This window comes from Methanoculleus nereidis, from assembly GCF_032944295.1.
Taxonomy (GTDB): domain Archaea; phylum Halobacteriota; class Methanomicrobia; order Methanomicrobiales; family Methanoculleaceae; genus Methanoculleus; species Methanoculleus nereidis.
The window spans coordinates 91,108-107,574 of record NZ_JABFFQ010000007.1 but is presented as its reverse complement, the minus strand read 5'-3'; the positions used below and the strand labels follow the sequence as shown (position 1 = coordinate 107,574).

21 protein-coding genes are annotated in these 16,467 nt (G+C 62.5%); 7 read left to right on the top strand and 14 right to left on the bottom strand.

Annotation, left to right across the window (positions count from 1 at the left end; all coding sequences use genetic code 11):
* Positions 1 to 41: 41 nt before the first annotated feature.
* The 3 genes from HL657_RS09720 to HL657_RS09710 all read right to left on the bottom strand — a co-directional run bounded on the left by HL657_RS09720 (position 42) and on the right by HL657_RS09710 (position 3,809).
* Positions 42 to 1,589 carry a beta-ribofuranosylaminobenzene 5'-phosphate synthase gene (locus HL657_RS09720; RefSeq protein WP_317296620.1) on the bottom strand — a complete coding sequence of 516 codons (1,548 nt, stop codon included), beginning with the start codon at positions 1,587 to 1,589 and terminating at the stop codon, positions 42 to 44.
* 71 nt (positions 1,590 to 1,660) lie between these two features.
* Positions 1,661 to 2,815, bottom strand: coding sequence for a cofactor-independent phosphoglycerate mutase (locus HL657_RS09715; protein ID WP_317296619.1), 1,155 nt, complete (start codon positions 2,813 to 2,815; stop codon positions 1,661 to 1,663).
* A gap of 64 nt (positions 2,816 to 2,879) precedes the next feature.
* Positions 2,880 to 3,809 carry an NAD-dependent epimerase/dehydratase family protein gene (locus HL657_RS09710; protein ID WP_317296618.1) on the bottom strand — a complete coding sequence of 310 codons (930 nt, stop codon included), beginning with the start codon at positions 3,807 to 3,809 and terminating at the stop codon, positions 2,880 to 2,882.
* Positions 3,810 to 4,119: 310 nt separating this feature from the next.
* Here HL657_RS09710 and HL657_RS09705 point away from each other — a divergent pair, with 310 nt between their 5' ends.
* From HL657_RS09705 to HL657_RS09675, 7 genes are all read left to right on the top strand, one after another.
* Positions 4,120 to 4,995, top strand: a complete 876-nt coding sequence (locus HL657_RS09705; protein WP_317296617.1) for a DUF368 domain-containing protein — start codon at positions 4,120 to 4,122, stop codon at positions 4,993 to 4,995.
* 66 nt (positions 4,996 to 5,061) lie between these two features.
* A complete protein-coding gene (locus HL657_RS09700) occupies positions 5,062 to 5,934 on the top strand; it encodes a methanogenesis marker 12 protein (RefSeq protein WP_317296616.1) in 873 nt (290 codons plus the stop codon).
* A gap of 74 nt (positions 5,935 to 6,008) precedes the next feature.
* On the top strand, positions 6,009 to 6,626 hold the full coding sequence (hxlB, locus tag HL657_RS09695; RefSeq protein WP_317296615.1) for a 6-phospho-3-hexuloisomerase: 618 nt from the start codon (positions 6,009 to 6,011) through the stop codon (positions 6,624 to 6,626).
* A gap of 129 nt (positions 6,627 to 6,755) precedes the next feature.
* A complete protein-coding gene (locus HL657_RS09690) occupies positions 6,756 to 7,301 on the top strand; it encodes a pyruvate ferredoxin oxidoreductase subunit gamma (RefSeq protein ID WP_317296614.1) in 546 nt (181 codons plus the stop codon).
* On the top strand, positions 7,301 to 7,561 hold the full coding sequence (locus HL657_RS09685) for a 4Fe-4S binding protein (RefSeq protein WP_317296613.1): 261 nt from the start codon (positions 7,301 to 7,303) through the stop codon (positions 7,559 to 7,561). The genes HL657_RS09690 and HL657_RS09685 overlap by 1 nt, the downstream gene beginning before the upstream one ends.
* Positions 7,561 to 8,715, top strand: a complete 1,155-nt coding sequence (locus tag HL657_RS09680) for a transketolase C-terminal domain-containing protein (protein ID WP_317296612.1) — start codon at positions 7,561 to 7,563, stop codon at positions 8,713 to 8,715. Before HL657_RS09685 ends, HL657_RS09680 begins: the two co-directional genes overlap by 1 nt.
* The gene (locus HL657_RS09675; RefSeq protein WP_317296611.1) at positions 8,716 to 9,624 is read left to right on the top strand and encodes a thiamine pyrophosphate-dependent enzyme; all 909 of its coding nucleotides are present in this window, start codon (positions 8,716 to 8,718) and stop codon (positions 9,622 to 9,624) included.
* Here the strand turns inward: HL657_RS09675 and HL657_RS09670 are convergent.
* The 11 genes from HL657_RS09670 to rpl7ae all read right to left on the bottom strand — a co-directional run bounded on the left by HL657_RS09670 (position 9,599) and on the right by rpl7ae (position 16,347).
* Positions 9,599 to 10,174, bottom strand: coding sequence for a LysE family translocator (locus HL657_RS09670; protein WP_317296610.1), 576 nt, complete (start codon positions 10,172 to 10,174; stop codon positions 9,599 to 9,601). The two genes, HL657_RS09675 and HL657_RS09670, sit on opposite strands and share 26 nt — an antisense overlap.
* On the bottom strand, positions 10,171 to 10,707 hold the full coding sequence (locus HL657_RS09665) for a DUF5803 family protein (protein WP_317296609.1): 537 nt from the start codon (positions 10,705 to 10,707) through the stop codon (positions 10,171 to 10,173). Before HL657_RS09665 ends, HL657_RS09670 begins: the two co-directional genes overlap by 4 nt.
* Positions 10,708 to 10,724: 17 nt before the next feature.
* Positions 10,725 to 11,930: a threonine synthase gene (gene thrC / locus HL657_RS09660; protein ID WP_317296608.1), complete on the bottom strand. Its 1,206-nt coding sequence runs from the start codon at positions 11,928 to 11,930 to the stop codon at positions 10,725 to 10,727.
* Between the two features lie 61 nt (positions 11,931 to 11,991).
* Positions 11,992 to 12,738 carry a metal-dependent hydrolase gene (locus HL657_RS09655; protein WP_317296607.1) on the bottom strand — a complete coding sequence of 249 codons (747 nt, stop codon included), beginning with the start codon at positions 12,736 to 12,738 and terminating at the stop codon, positions 11,992 to 11,994.
* A 9-nt stretch (positions 12,739 to 12,747) separates the two neighbouring features.
* Positions 12,748 to 13,545 carry a nitrilase-related carbon-nitrogen hydrolase gene (locus tag HL657_RS09650; RefSeq protein WP_317296606.1) on the bottom strand — a complete coding sequence of 266 codons (798 nt, stop codon included), beginning with the start codon at positions 13,543 to 13,545 and terminating at the stop codon, positions 12,748 to 12,750.
* 2 nt (positions 13,546 to 13,547) lie between these two features.
* On the bottom strand, positions 13,548 to 13,748 hold the full coding sequence (locus HL657_RS09645; protein WP_317296605.1) for a hypothetical protein: 201 nt from the start codon (positions 13,746 to 13,748) through the stop codon (positions 13,548 to 13,550).
* Positions 13,745 to 14,398, bottom strand: a complete 654-nt coding sequence (locus tag HL657_RS09640; protein ID WP_317296604.1) for a MarC family protein — start codon at positions 14,396 to 14,398, stop codon at positions 13,745 to 13,747. The genes HL657_RS09645 and HL657_RS09640 overlap by 4 nt, the downstream gene beginning before the upstream one ends.
* Before the next feature lie 711 nt (positions 14,399 to 15,109).
* Positions 15,110 to 15,559, bottom strand: coding sequence for a nucleoside-diphosphate kinase (gene ndk / locus HL657_RS09635; RefSeq protein WP_317296603.1), 450 nt, complete (start codon positions 15,557 to 15,559; stop codon positions 15,110 to 15,112).
* A gap of 5 nt (positions 15,560 to 15,564) precedes the next feature.
* A complete protein-coding gene (locus HL657_RS09630; protein ID WP_317296602.1) occupies positions 15,565 to 15,756 on the bottom strand; it encodes a 50S ribosomal protein L24e in 192 nt (63 codons plus the stop codon).
* A 2-nt stretch (positions 15,757 to 15,758) separates the two neighbouring features.
* Entirely contained in the window at positions 15,759 to 15,968 is a 210-nt protein-coding gene (locus tag HL657_RS09625; RefSeq protein ID WP_011843564.1) for a 30S ribosomal protein S28e, read from the bottom strand.
* A gap of 10 nt (positions 15,969 to 15,978) precedes the next feature.
* Positions 15,979 to 16,347, bottom strand: a complete 369-nt coding sequence (gene rpl7ae / locus HL657_RS09620) for a 50S ribosomal protein L7Ae (protein WP_250988318.1) — start codon at positions 16,345 to 16,347, stop codon at positions 15,979 to 15,981.
* Between the last annotated feature and the right edge of the window lie 120 nt (positions 16,348 to 16,467).

Below are 16,467 nucleotides of genomic sequence, written 5' to 3'. Positions count from 1 at the left end.
CTCGCCCTGCTCCCCATCAGACGCGGCCTTGCCCCCGCCCGTCACCCCGTCCGCACGACCGCCCCACAGTTCCTCGCCCGCGTCAGGAGCACTGAGCCTTTTCGGTCACCGAGCACCTCCTTCGCCGCCCGGGCAACGTCCGCCATCCCGGAATCCCCGACGGCGTAGACCGTCGGCCCGAACGAACTCAGGCCCGCTCCGGCGGCCCCGGCCTGCACCGCCGCCTCGAGGAGCGAGGAGACGACCGGGTGCTGCATCGCCACCTCGACCTTTTTGAACCCGAGAGCCTGTGTCCGGTTGATCGCCGAGCCGAAGAGGTCGAGATCGTGCTCGATGAGGCCCGGGATCATCCGCATGAGCACCTCATGACAGACCTCCTGCACCTCGCGGAGCGGCACCGGGCAATGCGTGCGGAAGATGTCGACCTCTCTCCCCCCGTGCGCCCCTGCACTGACCTCCGGCGTCATGAGCAGGATACGCCAGTCATCCGGGAACCGGTGCCTGGCGAGGACCGGCGGTGGCGCGACGCCCCGTGACGCCGCCGACGGGCGGAAATCCTGTTTACCGCCCGGAGACCCATACCGGTGCCCGCCGTCCAGGATAAACCCGCCCTGCTCGAACGCCGCCGTGCCGATGCCGGACGTCCCCCCGCGCCCAACGGCCTTCGCGAGATCACATACGGAGACGTCCCGCTCGTAGAGCCGGCAGAGGGCGGCGGCCGTAGCGAGAGCAACCTGCGTCCCGCTCCCGAGCCCGGCGTGCTGCCGTGCGGTCGTATGCAGGGCGATCTCTGCACCCCCGGGGAGTCCGAGCCCCTCCGCCACCTCCCGGGCAGCACCGGCAACCCTGCGGCGTGTTTCCTCGTCACCGCCGCGCACCTTGATCTCTGCGGCTTTCCGCGCATCCAGGACACACCCTGACTCGTCGAGGGTGACCCCGACCCCGCCGTCCACCCTGCCCGACGTGCCGTTCATGTCGAGGAGGGTGATATGAATCCGTGACGGAGCATCGACCAGCACCCTGAGTTCATCGGTGAACGCCGTGCAGGGGAAGACCTCCTCGATGGCGATCAGCGGCTCTTTATGGTGGATGATCCGGTATTTCCGCGAGAGCATCGGTTCGCACTGGTGGACGTTGAACGTCCGGGCCAGGTCCGCGCCGGCACGGATGACGCGGGCATCGGTGATCTCCCGGCGTGACTCTATCCGGTGGCGGCGGAGGATCCTTCCGATGGGGATATCGGCCCGCATGAGGTCCTGCCTGAACTCCGGTGCAAGCCGCTGGAGCGGGGTGCAGGAGACCGCATAGATGAGCACCTCTCCCGTTACGCCGTCTTTTAGCTCCACGACGCGGTAGTTGACCTCGTCGCCCTGCTCGATATCGAGTGCCGCCGCCGCCTCGGTATCGGCGCCGACGACGTCCTGCACCAGGGTGGTAATGGTGACGGGATGGCCCGTCGCCATCTCGAGCAGGCCGGTCACCGACCCATCGGTCCCGATGAGAACCTTCTGCATCGGGGAGAGCCTTCCCACGCCCTGCTCGATCTCCCGTATCTTCTCGACGATCCTGTCTGCCGTCAGGGGTTCCATAGCCTTGGGTAGCGTTGTGTATGGAGACTACAAAAAGATGATGTCGGAAGATCCGGCCCTTTCAGAGGGCCTCATGGCGAAAAGAGCAGGGAGAGGAGTTCCGGGGCCTGCAGAAGGCCGAACGAACCCTCTGCCGCTTCCCGCTCGGAGAACGCGGAGACATCGTCTCTCCCCTTCCCGAGCACCGCGAACGGCACCGGGTCCGCGGTATGGGTCTTACACCGTATCGGCGTCGGGTGGTCGGGGAGGACCGCGACGGTCGTGTCCGGGCGGTCGAGGATGACCCCGATCGCCTCGTCGAGCCGCTCGATCGCCCGCACCTTCTCCTCAACGCTCCCCATGTGCCCGGCCTCGTCGGGGGCCTCAACGTGCATGTAGACGAAGTCGAGGCGGTCGAGGGCGTCGACCGCGTACCGGGCCTTCGCCTCGTAGTCGGTGTCGGTGAACCCGGTGGCGCCCGGGACGTGGATCACCTCCATCCCGGCAAGGCGGGCGATGCCGCTTAAGAGGTCGACCGCGGAGATCACCCCGCCAGCAAGGCCGTACTTCTCGCGGAAGGGCGCAAGGGACGGCTTCTTCCCGCCGCTCCACGGCCAGATCTCGGTTGCCGGAGTCTTTCCCTCCTGCACGCGGTGCCGGTTTACCGGATGACCGGCAAAGACCTCCCGGGACCGCTCCATGCAGTCGAGGAGGATTTTGGAGTCGTCTCCGCGTGGGAGAAATTCCGCGATTGGTTGATCGACGATGTCGTGGGGCGGGGTGGTGACGGCGCCGCGCGCTCCGGAAACGACCATCAGGTTCCGGTAGCTGATCCCCGGGTAGACCCGGACGTCGCTGAGCGCGGCATCAAGGTCGCGGAGGAGTTCGGCACCCTCGGCGCTCGTGATGTGCCCGGCGTTGAAGTCCTCCATCACGCCGCTGTGGATCGCGACCAGGTTGCACCGGTAGGCCATCTCGGCGTCCCCGAGATCGATACCCATGCTGGCCGCCTCAAGCGGTCCCCTCCCGGTGTAGGAGGTGCGCGGATCGTAGCCCAGGATGGAGAGGTTCGCGACGTCGCTCCCCGGCTCGAACCCTTCAGGTACCGTCCTGAGCATACCGCACCGCCCTTCCCGGGCGATCCTGTCCATATTCGGTATCTCTGCGTATTCGAGGGGGGTCCGGCCCCCCAGCTCAGCAAGCGGCTCATCCGCCATGCCGTCTCCGAGAATAATGATGTATTTCATGTAAGCCCTTTATGCAATCCTTGTAATGTCTGGAATTCCGGCCTGGATAGGACTTTGTCCCTTTCTATCCGAGCATGACGCGGACCGCCGTGCGCACACTCTCTTCTGAGGTTGTCCCGCACCGCCACCCGAGGCCCTTGAGTTTCTCGACCGAGAGTTGCATCTTCGGCACGTCGCCGACCCAGCCGCGCGCTCCGCCGGTGAACCGGTAACGGACGCCGGAGAGACCCATCTCCTCCGTGACGATATCGGCGATCCGGACAACATCGATCCAGTCCTCGGAGCCGATATTGAAGGTGTTCACCGGGTCGTGGGAGTGCTCGATCCCGAACTGCACGGCGCGGACGCACTCCCCGACCTCCAGATAGGACTTTGTCTGCCTGCCGTCGCCGAGGATCTCGAGTTCCTGCGGGTTTTCCCGGAGTTTCCGGATGAAGTCGGAGATGACGCCGTGCCCGCTCCGCTCGCCGATGATGTTTGCAAACCGGTAAACCCAGGACGTCATCTCAAACGAGTGGCAGTAGGACGATATGAGCGCCTCGCAGGCAAGTTTCGTCGCGCCGTAGACCGATATCGGTTCGAGCGGGGTGTAGGTCTCCGGCGTCGGGATGACGATGGCATCGCCGTAGACGGTCGAGGTCGAGGTGAAGACCAGTTCCGGCACGCCGTGCGCCCGCATCGCCTCGAGCACCCGGTGCGTCGCGACGATATTGTTCCTGATCTGGGAGTCCGGTGTCACGGCGCTCTGCCGGACGTCGGGGTCTGCGGCGAGATGGTAAACCCGGTCTGCGCCTGAGAATCGTTCCTGCCACCCGTCGTCGAGCAGGTTCTGCCTGACGAAGGCGACCCGCCCGCCCGCCGCATGGTGTGCGAGGTTCCTCTCGGTGCCCGCACTGCAGTCATCGATGACCAGCACATCGTCTCCCGCCGCGACCAGCGCGTCGACGACGTGCGAACCGATGAAACCGGCACCGCCCGTTACGATACAGAACATCATAGAGTAATCTTCCTCTCACGCTATAGGGTTTACTTATGTGTGGAGCGGGGAAAAGCACCCGTCATCCGGCACATGCGGGGGAGTACGACACGGGGAAAGGTTAATGCCCGTACGCGGTTCACTCCACGATCCGATACCCTCGTTCGGGGCATATTTTTCATGATTGCCTCCGAACATATGATGAATCACAAGGAGTTGTCCGATTGAGAGAGGCATGCACCTGTTGCAGGTTCGACCTGCTTTTAGCCGCCGTCAGCCTGCTGAGCCGAGTTTCTGCGTTCGCCGATAGCCCGAGCGGAGCCGGACGATGACCCTGCGCCCGGACAGTATACGGGAACACGCCGGGATTTATCTCCGGGGTCTCGCGATGGGAGCCTGCGATATCGTTCCCGGCGTCTCGGGAGGGACTATCGCCCTCATCACCGGCATCTACGAGCGGCTGGTTGGGGCTATCGGCAGCATCGACCCGGCTCTGGCAAAGCACCTTCTTCAGGGCGACTTCCGGTCTTTCCGGGCGGACCTTGAGCAGATCGATATCCCGTTCCTCGTCGTTCTCCTTGCCGGGATCGGCACCGCCTTCCTTCTGATGTCCCGGGTGATCCTCTCCCTGCTCACCTACCATGCGGTGGAGACCTACTCCTTCTTCCTCGGCCTCATCATCGCCTCTGCGGTAGCCATATTCCTCGAGATCCGCTCCCCGAACGCGGGCACCCTCGCTTTCCTCGCCGTCGGAACCGGCGCCGGCTACCTCCTCGGAGGCCTCGGGCACCTTGATGTCGGCCACTCCCTTCCGGTCCTTTTCCTCACCGGGATGGCGGCGCTCTGCGCCATGATCCTGCCCGGAGTCTCGGGCGCCTACATAACCCTCGTTCTCAACCAGTACGAGTTCATGCTTGAAGCGCTCCGGTCCTTCTCCCTTCCCGAGATCTTCGCTTACATCGCCGGCGGTGTTGCAGGGCTCCTCCTCTTCACGAAAGCCCTCAAGTACCTTCTCGCGACCTACCACGGGGCGATGCTTGCCCTGCTCACCGGGCTGATGCTCGGTTCGGCGAGGATGCTCTGGGAGAAAGGGGCTGCGGCCGGGGATATGGTGGCCGGCGGCTGGATCTTCTTCCTTGCGGGCATCGCCGCCGTCGGCGCGGTGGAATACATGAAGAGGCGCAATCAGGCCACACTGGCCTGATTCCCGCCTCCCCTCACGGGCCGATCCGAAAACTTACTTCCTATCGAGGGTGCAACGAGCTATATCATGTTCATCGGCATCGACCACGGCACTACCGCGATGCGCTTTTCCACCGGCAAAGAGGAGTTCAAGATCTCCCGCGAAGAGGCCAGGGACTTCTCGGTCGACGATCTTGCCCGCCTCGCCCCTCTCGATGAGATCGAGGGTATCGCCGTTTGTTACTCGATGGGCGACGGCATCTCGGCCGTAACCGATATCGGGAACGTCAAAAACCGTGGCATCATCTCCCGGGAGGGCGCTGGCAAGCACATCGGCGGCGGCACCCGGGTCTACGACGAGATTAAGGAGAGCGGACTTCCGGCCGTCGTGGTCCCCGGACTGCACCGCGCATCGCCGACCGATCCGCGGTTCAAGGCCTACTCCCACCAGGCGAGCCCCGAGAAGATCGGGATCCTGTATGAGGTCGTGCACGACCTCGAGAACGACGTCGTGGTCTGTGACGCGAGTTCGAACACCGTCACCCTCCTCGTGACCAATGGTCGGATCACCGGGGCGTTCGATGCCTGCATCTTCGCTCCCGGAACCCGGCATGGTGCTCTCGATGTGGATGCCATCCGTCGGATTGATCGGGGTGAATCATCGGCGAACGACGCTTTTCTCCGTGCGGGTGTGAACTACACGGTGCCTCCCGACCTGCGGACGGAGACGATGGCCATGTTTGCCGCGATGGAGTGCGCAGCGATGCTTCTCCTCAACCCCGGCGCGAAGGTCGCTCTCGCCGGCACCATGGCGCCCGCCATCGCGCCGCGGGTGGGGGAACTCCTCTCCTGCAACGTCACCGTCTACGACGAGTGGTGCGCCTCCAGGGGGCTTGCCCGGATCGCCCGCGATGTCTTCTTGGGAGCAACCGCGATTCTCGGACTCGCGGTTGAACGGTAGCGCCCCTTCGGCTTCATATTGCTTTATGTGGTGCCGGGTAGTATAGTGGATTCAATAGGGGAGAGGCCGGAACCATGCAGCAGGATTGCCCCAGTATCGCCGATCTCATGCTCTTGATGACGTCGCGTCTCGAAGAGACGGCACGTACCATGGATCTCGAGAGCGCAGGCCAGTTTCTCGATGTGATCCTCAGCGCAAAGCGGATCTATCTTGCCGGTGCCGGGCGGTCAGGCCTTGTCGCACGAGCGTTTGCCCAGCGGCTGATGCACCTCGGGTTTGAGAGTTACGTCATCGGCGAGACGATCACGCCCGCGTTCGGGCCGGAAGACGTGCTCGTTGCGTTCTCAGGTTCGGGGGAGACCCAGTCCGTCGTGGACGCGTGCGAGACCGCCCGGGAGATCGGGGGGAAGATCTGCCTCGTCACATCGACGCCCGACTCGCATATTGGGCGCATGGCTGACTGTATCGTGGAGATTGGGAACAACCGGCTCAAGGATACAAATATCCCGCGCGACTTCGAGATCCGCCAGCTCACTGGACAGTACCGGTCGATCTCCGGATCGTTTGCCCCTCTCGGGACCCTTTTCGAGACTGCAGCACTGGTCTTTTCTGACGCGGTCGTCTCCGCCCTGATGGAAGTGCGGCACTGCACCCCTGAGGAGCTCAGGAGCCGGCTTGCGAACGTCCAGTAAGTGGGGCAACCCGGCCCCGGCAAAAATTATGCTGTCTCGCGGGCAACAGGTGTTCCGTCACGCCCGTGGCTCTGGTGGGTGCCGGGGTATTTATATTATTAATCATTAAGATTTAAAGGGGGTTTTTGTTTGAGAGAGTTACGCATTCACGGCAGGGGGGGCCAGGGTTCCGTGACCGCCGCCGAACTCATTGCTTTCGCAGCATTTGAAGGTGGCGTGTACGCCCAGGCATTCCCGGCCTTTGGCGTGGAGCGGCGCGGGGCCCCGGTTCAGGCGTTTGTCCGCTTCAGCGATGAAAAGATCCGGCTGCGCAGCCAGATTTACGAACCAGACTACATTATCGTGCAGGACCCAACCCTGATAGGGGATGTGGATGTCTTTAAGGGCATGAAAGCGGGCGGCCTCGCTATCGTCAACACCGAGAAGCCTGACTTCGATTCCCGGGTTCCGGAAGGCGTCAAGATTTACACCATTGATGCGACCACCATCGCGCTCGAAGAACTTGGTGTGCCCATCACCAATACAACCCTGATGGGTGCGTTCGCTGCAGCCACCGGTGAGATCAAGCTGGAGTCACTCGAGCATGCACTGCGAAACCGGTTCTCGGGGAGCATGGCGGATAAAAATGTCAAAGCAGCAGAACGCGCGTACAACCTGGTCGGAGGTGCCGCGTAATGGCGCTACGGGTTGGCTGCGCCGCGGCTCCGGGCAGATCTCTCGAGAATAAGACCGGCGCCTGGCGTGTCTTCAAACCGGTCTTTGATCCCGAGAACTGCACAAAATGCGGCATGTGCGCCCTGGTGTGTCCTGAAGGATGCGTCCACGAGACGGAGGAGGGCACGTTCGAGCCCGACCTCGACTACTGCAAGGGTTGTGGCCTTTGCGTGGAGACCTGCCCGAAGAAAAGCATCCGGATGGAGAAGGAGGAGAAATAATGCTTGAGTTTATGGAAGGGTCGCACGCGGTGGCCGAGATCGTAAAGCGTTGCCGCCCGCAGGTGATCGCAGCCTATCCCATCACGCCGCAGACGCACATCGTCGAAGATCTTGCCCAGATGGTGGCGAACTGTGAGATCGATGCTGAGTATATCACGGTCGAGAGCGAGTTTTCGGCCCTCTCCGCCTGCCTCGGTGCGAGTGCGGCAGGTTCCCGGGTCTACTCGGCAACGACGTCGCAGGGGCTCGCCCTGATGTTTGAAGTCTGCTTCAACGCGGCGGGGATGCGCCAGCCGATCGTGATGACGATCGCGAACCGCTCGCTCGGTGCGCCGCTCTCGATCTGGAACGATCAGCAGGACTCGATATCCCTGCGTGACTCCGGGTGGCTGCAGTTCTATGCGGAGGACAACCAGGAGGCTGCTGATCTTCACATGATCGCCTATAAGGTCTGCGAGGATCACGATATCCTCCTTCCAGCGTTCGTCTGCTTTGACGGGTTCATCCTCACGCACACCTACGAGCCGGTTGCCCTCCCCTCCCAGGAGGAGGTGGATGCCTACCTGCCGGCCTTTAGCCCGTACCAGCGGCTGGACGCCGCAGATCCCCTGAGCCTGGGGATGTACGCGACGCCGGAGTACTACATGGAGTTCCGATATGAGGTCGACCGGGCGATGCAGCGTGCCAAACAGGCGTTCATCAAGGCCGGGCGCGAGTTCGGCGAACGGTTCGGCAGGGACTACTCCGGGCTCGTCGAGGGCTACCGCCTCGAGGACGCCGACACCGCGCTTGTCGCCATGGGCTCCATCTGCGGCACCGCGAAAGACGCCATCGATGAGATGCGCGAGCACGGACGGAAGGTTGGGCTCTTGAACATCCGGGTGTTCCGGCCGTTCCCTGCTCAGGAGATCGCGGATGCGCTCAAAGATGTTTCGACGGTGGCGGTGCTCGACAAGAACATCTCGCTTGGCAACGGCGGAGCGGTCGGCATCGAGGTGAAGACGGCGCTCTACGGTTCCGGCATACCTGTATACGACTACATCATCGCTCTCGGCGGGCGCGATGTCCGGAAGCGGGATATCGCCGCGGTCGTTGACCTCGCCGAGAAGGGGGAAGGGGATATATTCTATGGACTACGGACGGAGGTGCTCTAAATGGCTGAGGTAGAACAGGGGTGCGAGCTCTTCTCGGCCGGACACCGGGCGTGCGGCGGGTGCGGCCCGGCGCTTGCGGCCCGGCTCCTCCTCAAGGCGACCGGAAAGAACGTCATCATCGCTGCCGCGACGGGGTGCATGGAGGTCTTCTCCACGCCCTACCCGGAGACGGCCTGGGGCGTCCCCTGGATTCACTCGCTCTTCGAGAATCCTGCAGCGGTTGCCTCCGGCATCGAGGCCGCGCTGAAGCGGCAGGGACGAACGGAGAAGGTCGTCTGCATCGGCGGCGACGGGTCCACGCTCGATATCGGAGTGCTCTGCATCAGCGGCGCTTTCGAGCGCGGCCACGACATCACCTACATCTGCTACGACAACGAGGCCTACATGAACACGGGCATCCAGCGGTCGGGCGCGACGCCGTATGGCGCGAGCACCACGACGAGCCCGGTTGGGGCGTGCTCGCTCGGCAATCCGCGTCCGAAGAAGGACATGCCCGCGATCCTCGCGGCTCACGGTGCGCCCTACGTCGCGACCGCCTCGATCGCCTACCCAAACGACTTCATGAAGAAAGTCGAGCGGGCGATCAACACCCCCGGCCCCTGCTATATCCAGGTGCACACACCCTGCTGCACGGGGTGGGGCTTTGAGGCCGGCGAGACGCTTAACATGGCTAAACTCGCCATCGAGACCGGTCTCTGGGTGAACTACGAGATGGTTGACGGTGTGGTGGAGAAGGCGAAGAAGGTGAGTCGGAAGCCCGTCGAGGAGTATCTCCAAAAGCAGAAGCGTTTCCGGCACCTCTTCAAGCCCGCCCGCCGGGACGACGTGATCGCGCAGATCCAGGCAATCGCCGACGCGAATGCCGAGCGGTTCGGGATCGATATCAAGCGAAAAGAATCGTCAGAATAAAATACAGCCCGAAGAGAACCATGGCGAGTCCGCTCGCCTGCACCACTTTTTTGTAATGGGGACCGAGAACGTTCGCTCCCCGTGAGACTGCAAAGGCAAGGAGCCCGAGCCAGACGATATCCGCACCGATGTGCCCGACGTAGAACTCGATAAATGAAGGGTGGAGCGCGAGAAATCCGACGCCGAATGTAAGCCACCAGACCCACCAGTAGGGATTGCCGAGCGTACAGGCCACCCCGAAAGCGACCGGCGTCCGTGTCTCCTCTTTCGCGGCGACAGCATCTCCTGCATGGAGAAACTGCATGGTGCCGAGCGCGATGAGCACGCCCGATCCGAGGAGGGCAATAGTATCGATGTATGGAACATCGCGCACGCCGAAGGCTATGGCCGCGACCATGACGGCTTCGGGGATGCCGTGCCCCGCGACCAGCCCCGCGACGAACCGCCCCGGTTCCCGTGACCCGAGGCCGAGAACCGAGGCGGTCATGGGCCCGGGTGATGCGGCCCCGGAGAACCCGATCAGGAACGATGCGGCGACGATCTCGATCATTCGCCCCCCCTCCTCCGCGAGATGAGGAGGGGAAGAATCAGGACAAGCGCGACCGCGAGCCAGATGGTGCCGAACGTGGTGAGCAGGATCTCTCGGTCCGGGGTGTAGAAGCGGACCTCCGCAACCGTTATCCGCTCCCAGGCAATCTCCGTGGTCCCGTTTGGCCCGGACGAGATGACCCCGCCGGCGCTGACCATACCGATGAGCGGGTTTCTGACGTCAACCCCTTCGGGAAGAGCAACGGTTACGGCATACGGCGTATCGAAGGTCGCGACAAGGAGGTTGTCTCTCACGGGAGCCCGGTAGGTGATGGTGTAGTTCCCTTCCGGGAAAGCAATGACACCCCTCCTCGTCTCCCGGTAATCGATCGGTCCTGCGGACCCGAGCACCTCGAGATCTTCGACCTGGAGCGGGACCCGCTCACCCATCATGCCCGGGGTCCAGAAGGCGTGCTCGCTCCCCATGACCTCTACCGAGGCCTCGTAGGCGGTGCCGTCCGGGAGTACCCGGATGACGGCCTCTTGTGCCGTCACCGGGGCGCAGATCAGGATCAGCGCAAGGCAGAGAGCAGCGAGGACAGGTCCGCGTCGATCTCGATGGGAGGCTCGCATTGTCGTACCACTGTTTCAGGATCTTTTAAGAGATGACCGGTCACCACACAGACGATCCGTTCATCCTTATCGATCAGGCCGAGTTCGGCAAGTTTCCGTATTCCGGCAACCGAGGCTGCTGAGGCGGGCTCGACTCCGATGCCCTCTTTCCTCGCGAGGTCCCGCTGCATGGCAAGGATCTCCTCGTCGGTCACGGCCGCCGCCGTCCCGCCGGTCTCGCGGATGGCGACGAGCGCCTTCTCCGCGTTCACCGGGGCGCCGATCCGTATCGCGGTCGCAACGGTCTCGGGCGCGGACTCCGGGACCAGTACCTCGAGATTTTGTTCTATCGCCCTCACCACCGGCTGCGAACCGGCCGCCTGGATGCCGGTCATCATCGGCAGCCGGTCGATGAACCCGAGGGCCTCGAGTTCCCGGAGCCCCTTATAGACCGCGGAGATGTTGCCGGCGTTCCCGACAGGGAGGACCATCCGGTCAGGCACCTCGCCGCCGAACTGGTCGATCGCCTCGAACCCGATCGTCTTCTGCCCCTCCAGGCGGTAGGGGTTGACCGAGTTTAAGAGATAAAGGCCCTGGCTGATGCAGAGCTCGTGTACCATCTCGAGCGCTTTGTCGAAGTTGCCGCGGATGGAGATGACCCGCGCACCGTGCATCAGCGCTTGCGCGACCTTGCCGAGAGCCACCTTCCCCGCAGGCAGGAGGACGACGCAGGGAATGCTGCCCTTCGCTGCGTAGGCAGCGAGGCTTGCTGAAGTGTTCCCGGTGCTCGCGCAGGCGACGGTCGTCATCCCGAGTTCGCGGGCCATGCTGACGCCCACGGTCATGCCGCGGTCCTTGAACGATCCGGTCGGGTTCATCCCCTCGTGTTTGGCGTAGAGTTCGGAGAGGCCCAGTTCTTTGCCGATGTTCTTCAAGTGATAGAGCGGGGTGCCTCCTTCCTGGAGAGAGACCGGTTCTCCCCGAACCGGGAGGAGTTCGCGATAGCGCCAGACTGAGAGGGAGCGCCGGTTCCATTTGTCACGTGAAACGTCGATGCCGTCCAGGTCGTATTCGACGGTCAGCAGATGTCCACAGCGGTTGCACGTATAGATGATCTGGTCCGGTGTGTAGGTTGCACCACAATGAACGCAGACGAGACGGTACATGGAAAATCGTTGATCGCGCGGATACGTATAGATATGGTATCGGGGGCCGGGACCGATCGCGCTACCGGCGAGGTCGCTCGCGCCGGACGCGAGAAACGAGCATGAAGAGCAGCCAGAGCGCGGAAGTGGTGACGAGCGCAAGGCACCCGAGTCCCTCCGGTGATGCGGTGGTCACGAACGGTGCGATGATCATCCCGGCCGCTGCTATCGCGAGCACGATGGTGAAGGCTGTCGGACGCATCTCAAAGGCCCCCAGTGCCCGAACGCGGCCTGCCATCCGACGCCGGGAGAAGGGATAGAGCCAGGCGACGCCGGCGGGGGTGCAGGTGTCCTCCATGAGGTGGAGGACGCAGCCTGCAAAGAATGCGCACCCGAAAGCCGGAAGGAGCGTGAGCGGCCACCCTAGCCAGATGAGGATGAGGGCCAGGTAGCCGGAGAGGATCAGGCTGGTCAGCCCGACACCCGAAAACGAGTGGAGCAGCCCTCGGTGCCGGTGCCGGTAACTCTTCCGGAGGAGCAGCAGGAATACGAGGGAGAGCGGGTAGTAGATGAGATACCTGATGGTATACCCGAAGATCGGCAGTACCACGGCAAAGCCGTTGACGACCTGGCCTCTCTTCCCTTTCGCCCCGGCAATTCGGCCGTTGAATATTGCCGCGTCGACGGCATCCGCATCCGGCGCAAGCGATCCGACGAAGATGCCGAAGAGGAGGACAGCGAGCAGGACCGGGTCGGTGCTGGTGACCCAGGGAGCGATAAGGAGCGCTGCCGTGGCAAGACTGAGTGAGACGTGCTGGTCACCCCGCATGGAATATCTCTACAGTTTGGAGAGCAGTTGGTGATAAAGGTCACTTCTGCGGTCTGAAAGTGAAGGGAGCCTTGATCGGGCTTCATGGACTGCTGCCGGGCTGACTTCCACGAAGAGGAGTTCCGTGCCGTTCCCGCCCCGGGCAACAACGGTGCCGTCCGGGTCAGCGATGAGCGACCCTCCACAGTAGGGCCCGCCCGGTCCCCTGGCAGTGTTGACCCCGGCCACGTAGTACCGGTTCTCGAGAGCCCGTGCGGGGAGCAGGATCTCCCAGTGAGGGAGCCGGCAACACGGCCACGCGGCCGGCACCAGCATGCACTCCACCCCTGCTATGGCGTAGATGCGGAAGAGTTCCGGGAACCGGAGGTCGTAGCAGACGGCAAGCCCGAATGTCGTATGGTCGACGGTAAATGTGGCGATCCGATCGCCTGCGGTGTAGTGTCGGTCCTCCCTGTCGGGGGAGAAGAGGTGAATCTTCGCATAGGCGGCGAGGGGTTCACCGTCTGCATCGAGCACCACGACGGTGTTCTTAGGAAGGCGCCCCTCTCCCGCTTCGACGATCGATCCCACGACTGTGATGCCGTTTTTTTGTGCAATCCGTCCGAATGCGGCCGTGAGCGGGCCACCCAGGGGCTCGCCGGAACCCTGCAGGACCTCCGGTGACCATCCGGTCACGAACTGTTCGGGGAAACAGATGAGCGATGCTCCCGCTGCTGCGGCCTCCCTGGCCATCCGACCGGCAGCCTCAAGCATTCTGGCCGGCCTCTCCCCACCGCCGGCAACCTGGGCAAGCGCTATCTTTGTCATCGTCAGGACGGGTTTGCGCCCCGGCTCCTGCAGGAGAGAACGAGCATGCCGGCGCCGAGGACGATGAAGATCGCGAGTGCTACCATGACGTACGAGGCGAACGGGACTTCTACAGCGAATATCTGCGCTGCAATGAGGATTCCGCCTGCAATGATGCAGGTGCTGATCAGGGTGGCTCCGGGAAGTGTAAGGTCGGGTGTCATGCGGCCCCTCCGGTGAGTATGGGGAAGGCGGTTCTGATACCGACCAGGATGAACTGGACCGCGATCGCGATAAGGAGCATTCCCATCAGCCGGTTGACAGCGCGATACTCCCGCTGGCCGATGCGTCGGACAATGACATCGGAACGTTGCATCATCGCATACGTGATCCCGATGGCCGCAACGGCAGCGAGCGGCACGACGGCAATTGCGGCGACGCTCATGCCCATTGCCTCGTTCATCAGCACGATTACGGAGGTGATGGCGCCGGGCCCCGCGATCATCGGGATTGCAAGCGGCATGACGGCGATTTCGTCCGCGTCTTGCCCTTCGTACTTCTCGGTAGCGGTCATCTTCGTCCGGGAGGTCTTTGCGTAGACCATGTCCATGCCTATGCCGAAGAGGAGGAGGCCGCCGGCAATGCGGAAGGCTTCGATAGAGATCCCGAAGAGTTGCAGGATCCAGCCGCCCGCAACGGTGAAGATCAGCAGAATGACCAGGGCAAACTGGCTTGCGTCATGTGCAACCTTGAGTTTCGCTGCCTGGTCCATCGTGCCGGTGAGGGAGACGAAGATCAGGGTAGCTGCGAGCGGGTTCACTACGATGAGGATCGAAGAGAAACTCAGCAGCGAAAAACTCAGGAGATCAGCCATTCGTGATCAGGTATGCAGTAGGTTCGATATTAGCACTTGTGGTTTGGGGGGAGAACGGCCGATCTGTTTCTCAGGAAACCTGCTCCGGTAAAGAATTTTTCCGCCGGCAGGCCGCGTTGACGTGGGGATATCCCTGCGGAGGCTTCGCTGGCGACCGAGACTTGTGGTCGTCATGTCGCGAACGCAAGTGGGCATGAAGAGGAGGGATGCAAGAACAGTCACACCGCGGAAAAAGCCCGGTGCAGTGGACCGTGGGGGTTGCGTACCTGACGATTTTCTTTGGTTGCATCTGGCACGGATTTCAAGGGGATATCGCTATTGGGGGTGGGGCTGACGGGGAGGGGGCACGCCCCCTCCCCTGTCTCCACGTCGGAATGAATGTCTGTAACCCCCACCCCGCCCGGCCTTCGGCCTCCTCCCCCGCCCCTGAGGGGCGGGGGCAGTGCGTGGCGATATCCCCACGGTCCACTGCACGGGGTCTTTCCTTGCATTGACCACTTTGTCGCAACTCACCCCAAAACTCTTCCCTATATGGTGATTATCGGTGCAAATCCCTTTGTGTCATATACAAATCCAGTAGCCTGGCGCTGTGCGAGCAAAGGTCCGGCCTACGCCTTTCATTCCCGGGCGAAAAAACCCCCGGCACCGCTACGCAACAAAACGTTCAAGAAAAGGAAACGGTTTTCCGCCGGCATCCGGCGGTTCAGCCGTTCACTCGTAGAGGACGGGCTCGTCGATCCGCGAGTAACCGACCAGATCTTCGGCCTCAAAGTGGATGCCGAGCTCGCGAACGGCGCTCTCGGGGGAGTCGGACGCGTGGATCACGTTCCGCCCGATATCGAGCGCGAAGTCACCGCGGATAGAGCCCGGTGCAGCCTCCGCGGGGTTGGTGGCGCCGACCATCCTGCGGACGACCGCGACGGCACCCTTCCCCTCCCAGACCATGAGGAAACAGGGCCCACTCATGATGTAGGCTTTCAAGCCCGGGAAGAAGGGCTTCTCCAGGTGCTCCCGGTACTGCTCGACGACCCGCTCTTCGGGGAGGAGTTCGAGCTTCGCTCCGACGAGTTTGAGGCCCTTCGCCTCGAACCGGGAGATGATCTCCCCGGCGAGTCCGCGCTGGACGCCGTCGGGCTTGACCATCACAAAGGTGCGGTCCATGCCGATCACTCTTTGCCGCGGGCCTTGCGTCCCATCGCGGTCCACTCAACTCGGCGCGGCACCCGGCCGAGCCTGTAGTTGTTCTGGCACTTGGTGCTGCAGAAGTAGTAGATGGTTCCGTCCTTCTTGACGAACATCTTACCGGTGCCGGGTTCCAGGGTCTCCCCGCAGAAACTGCAGACGTACTTGTCGACCATGGTTACCGCCTCGAGAGTTTCTTGGCCTCACGTTCGGTCTCGAGAAGCGAGAGGATGTCTCCCTCCCGGATAGGGCCCACGGTGTTGCGGGTGATGATCCGCCCCTTGTTCGGGCCATCGAGGACCCGGCACTTGACCTGCTGGGCTTCGCCATGCATACCGGTCATGCCGATGATCTCGATAACTTCTGCGGGCGTTCCGTCGTTTGCCATAATCTAATCCTCACTCTCTTAATGCAGCAATCTGCTTCGCGATCTCTTCGACGAGGTCCTTTGCCTTGCCGGACTTAACGATCGCGGCGGCCGCCGAGCCGACCTCAAGGCCGCTCGCGGAACCGATGTCGTTCTGCTTCGTGATGTAGACGAACGGGATCTGCTTCTCCTCACAGAGCGGCGGCAGATGCATCACGATCTCTTCAGGCTCAACGTCCGAGCCGATGAGAACCAGCTGGGCGATGTTCCGCTCGACTGCTTTCGTTGCCTCGTTGGATCCTTTCTTTACCTTCCCTGTATCTCTAGCGATCTCAAGGGCTTCAAGGGCCTTATTCTGGATCTCTTCCGGAATCTCGAATTTTACATATGCCTTTGCCATAACTCACCTCTTTCAGGGGCAGCCCTCTGCTGCTCCGTCATCATTCATCAGTAGCGTAGCTGATCGAATGCGCTGTATTATGTCAATAAGAGGAGTGATAAAGGTTTGTCATTCTGCCCC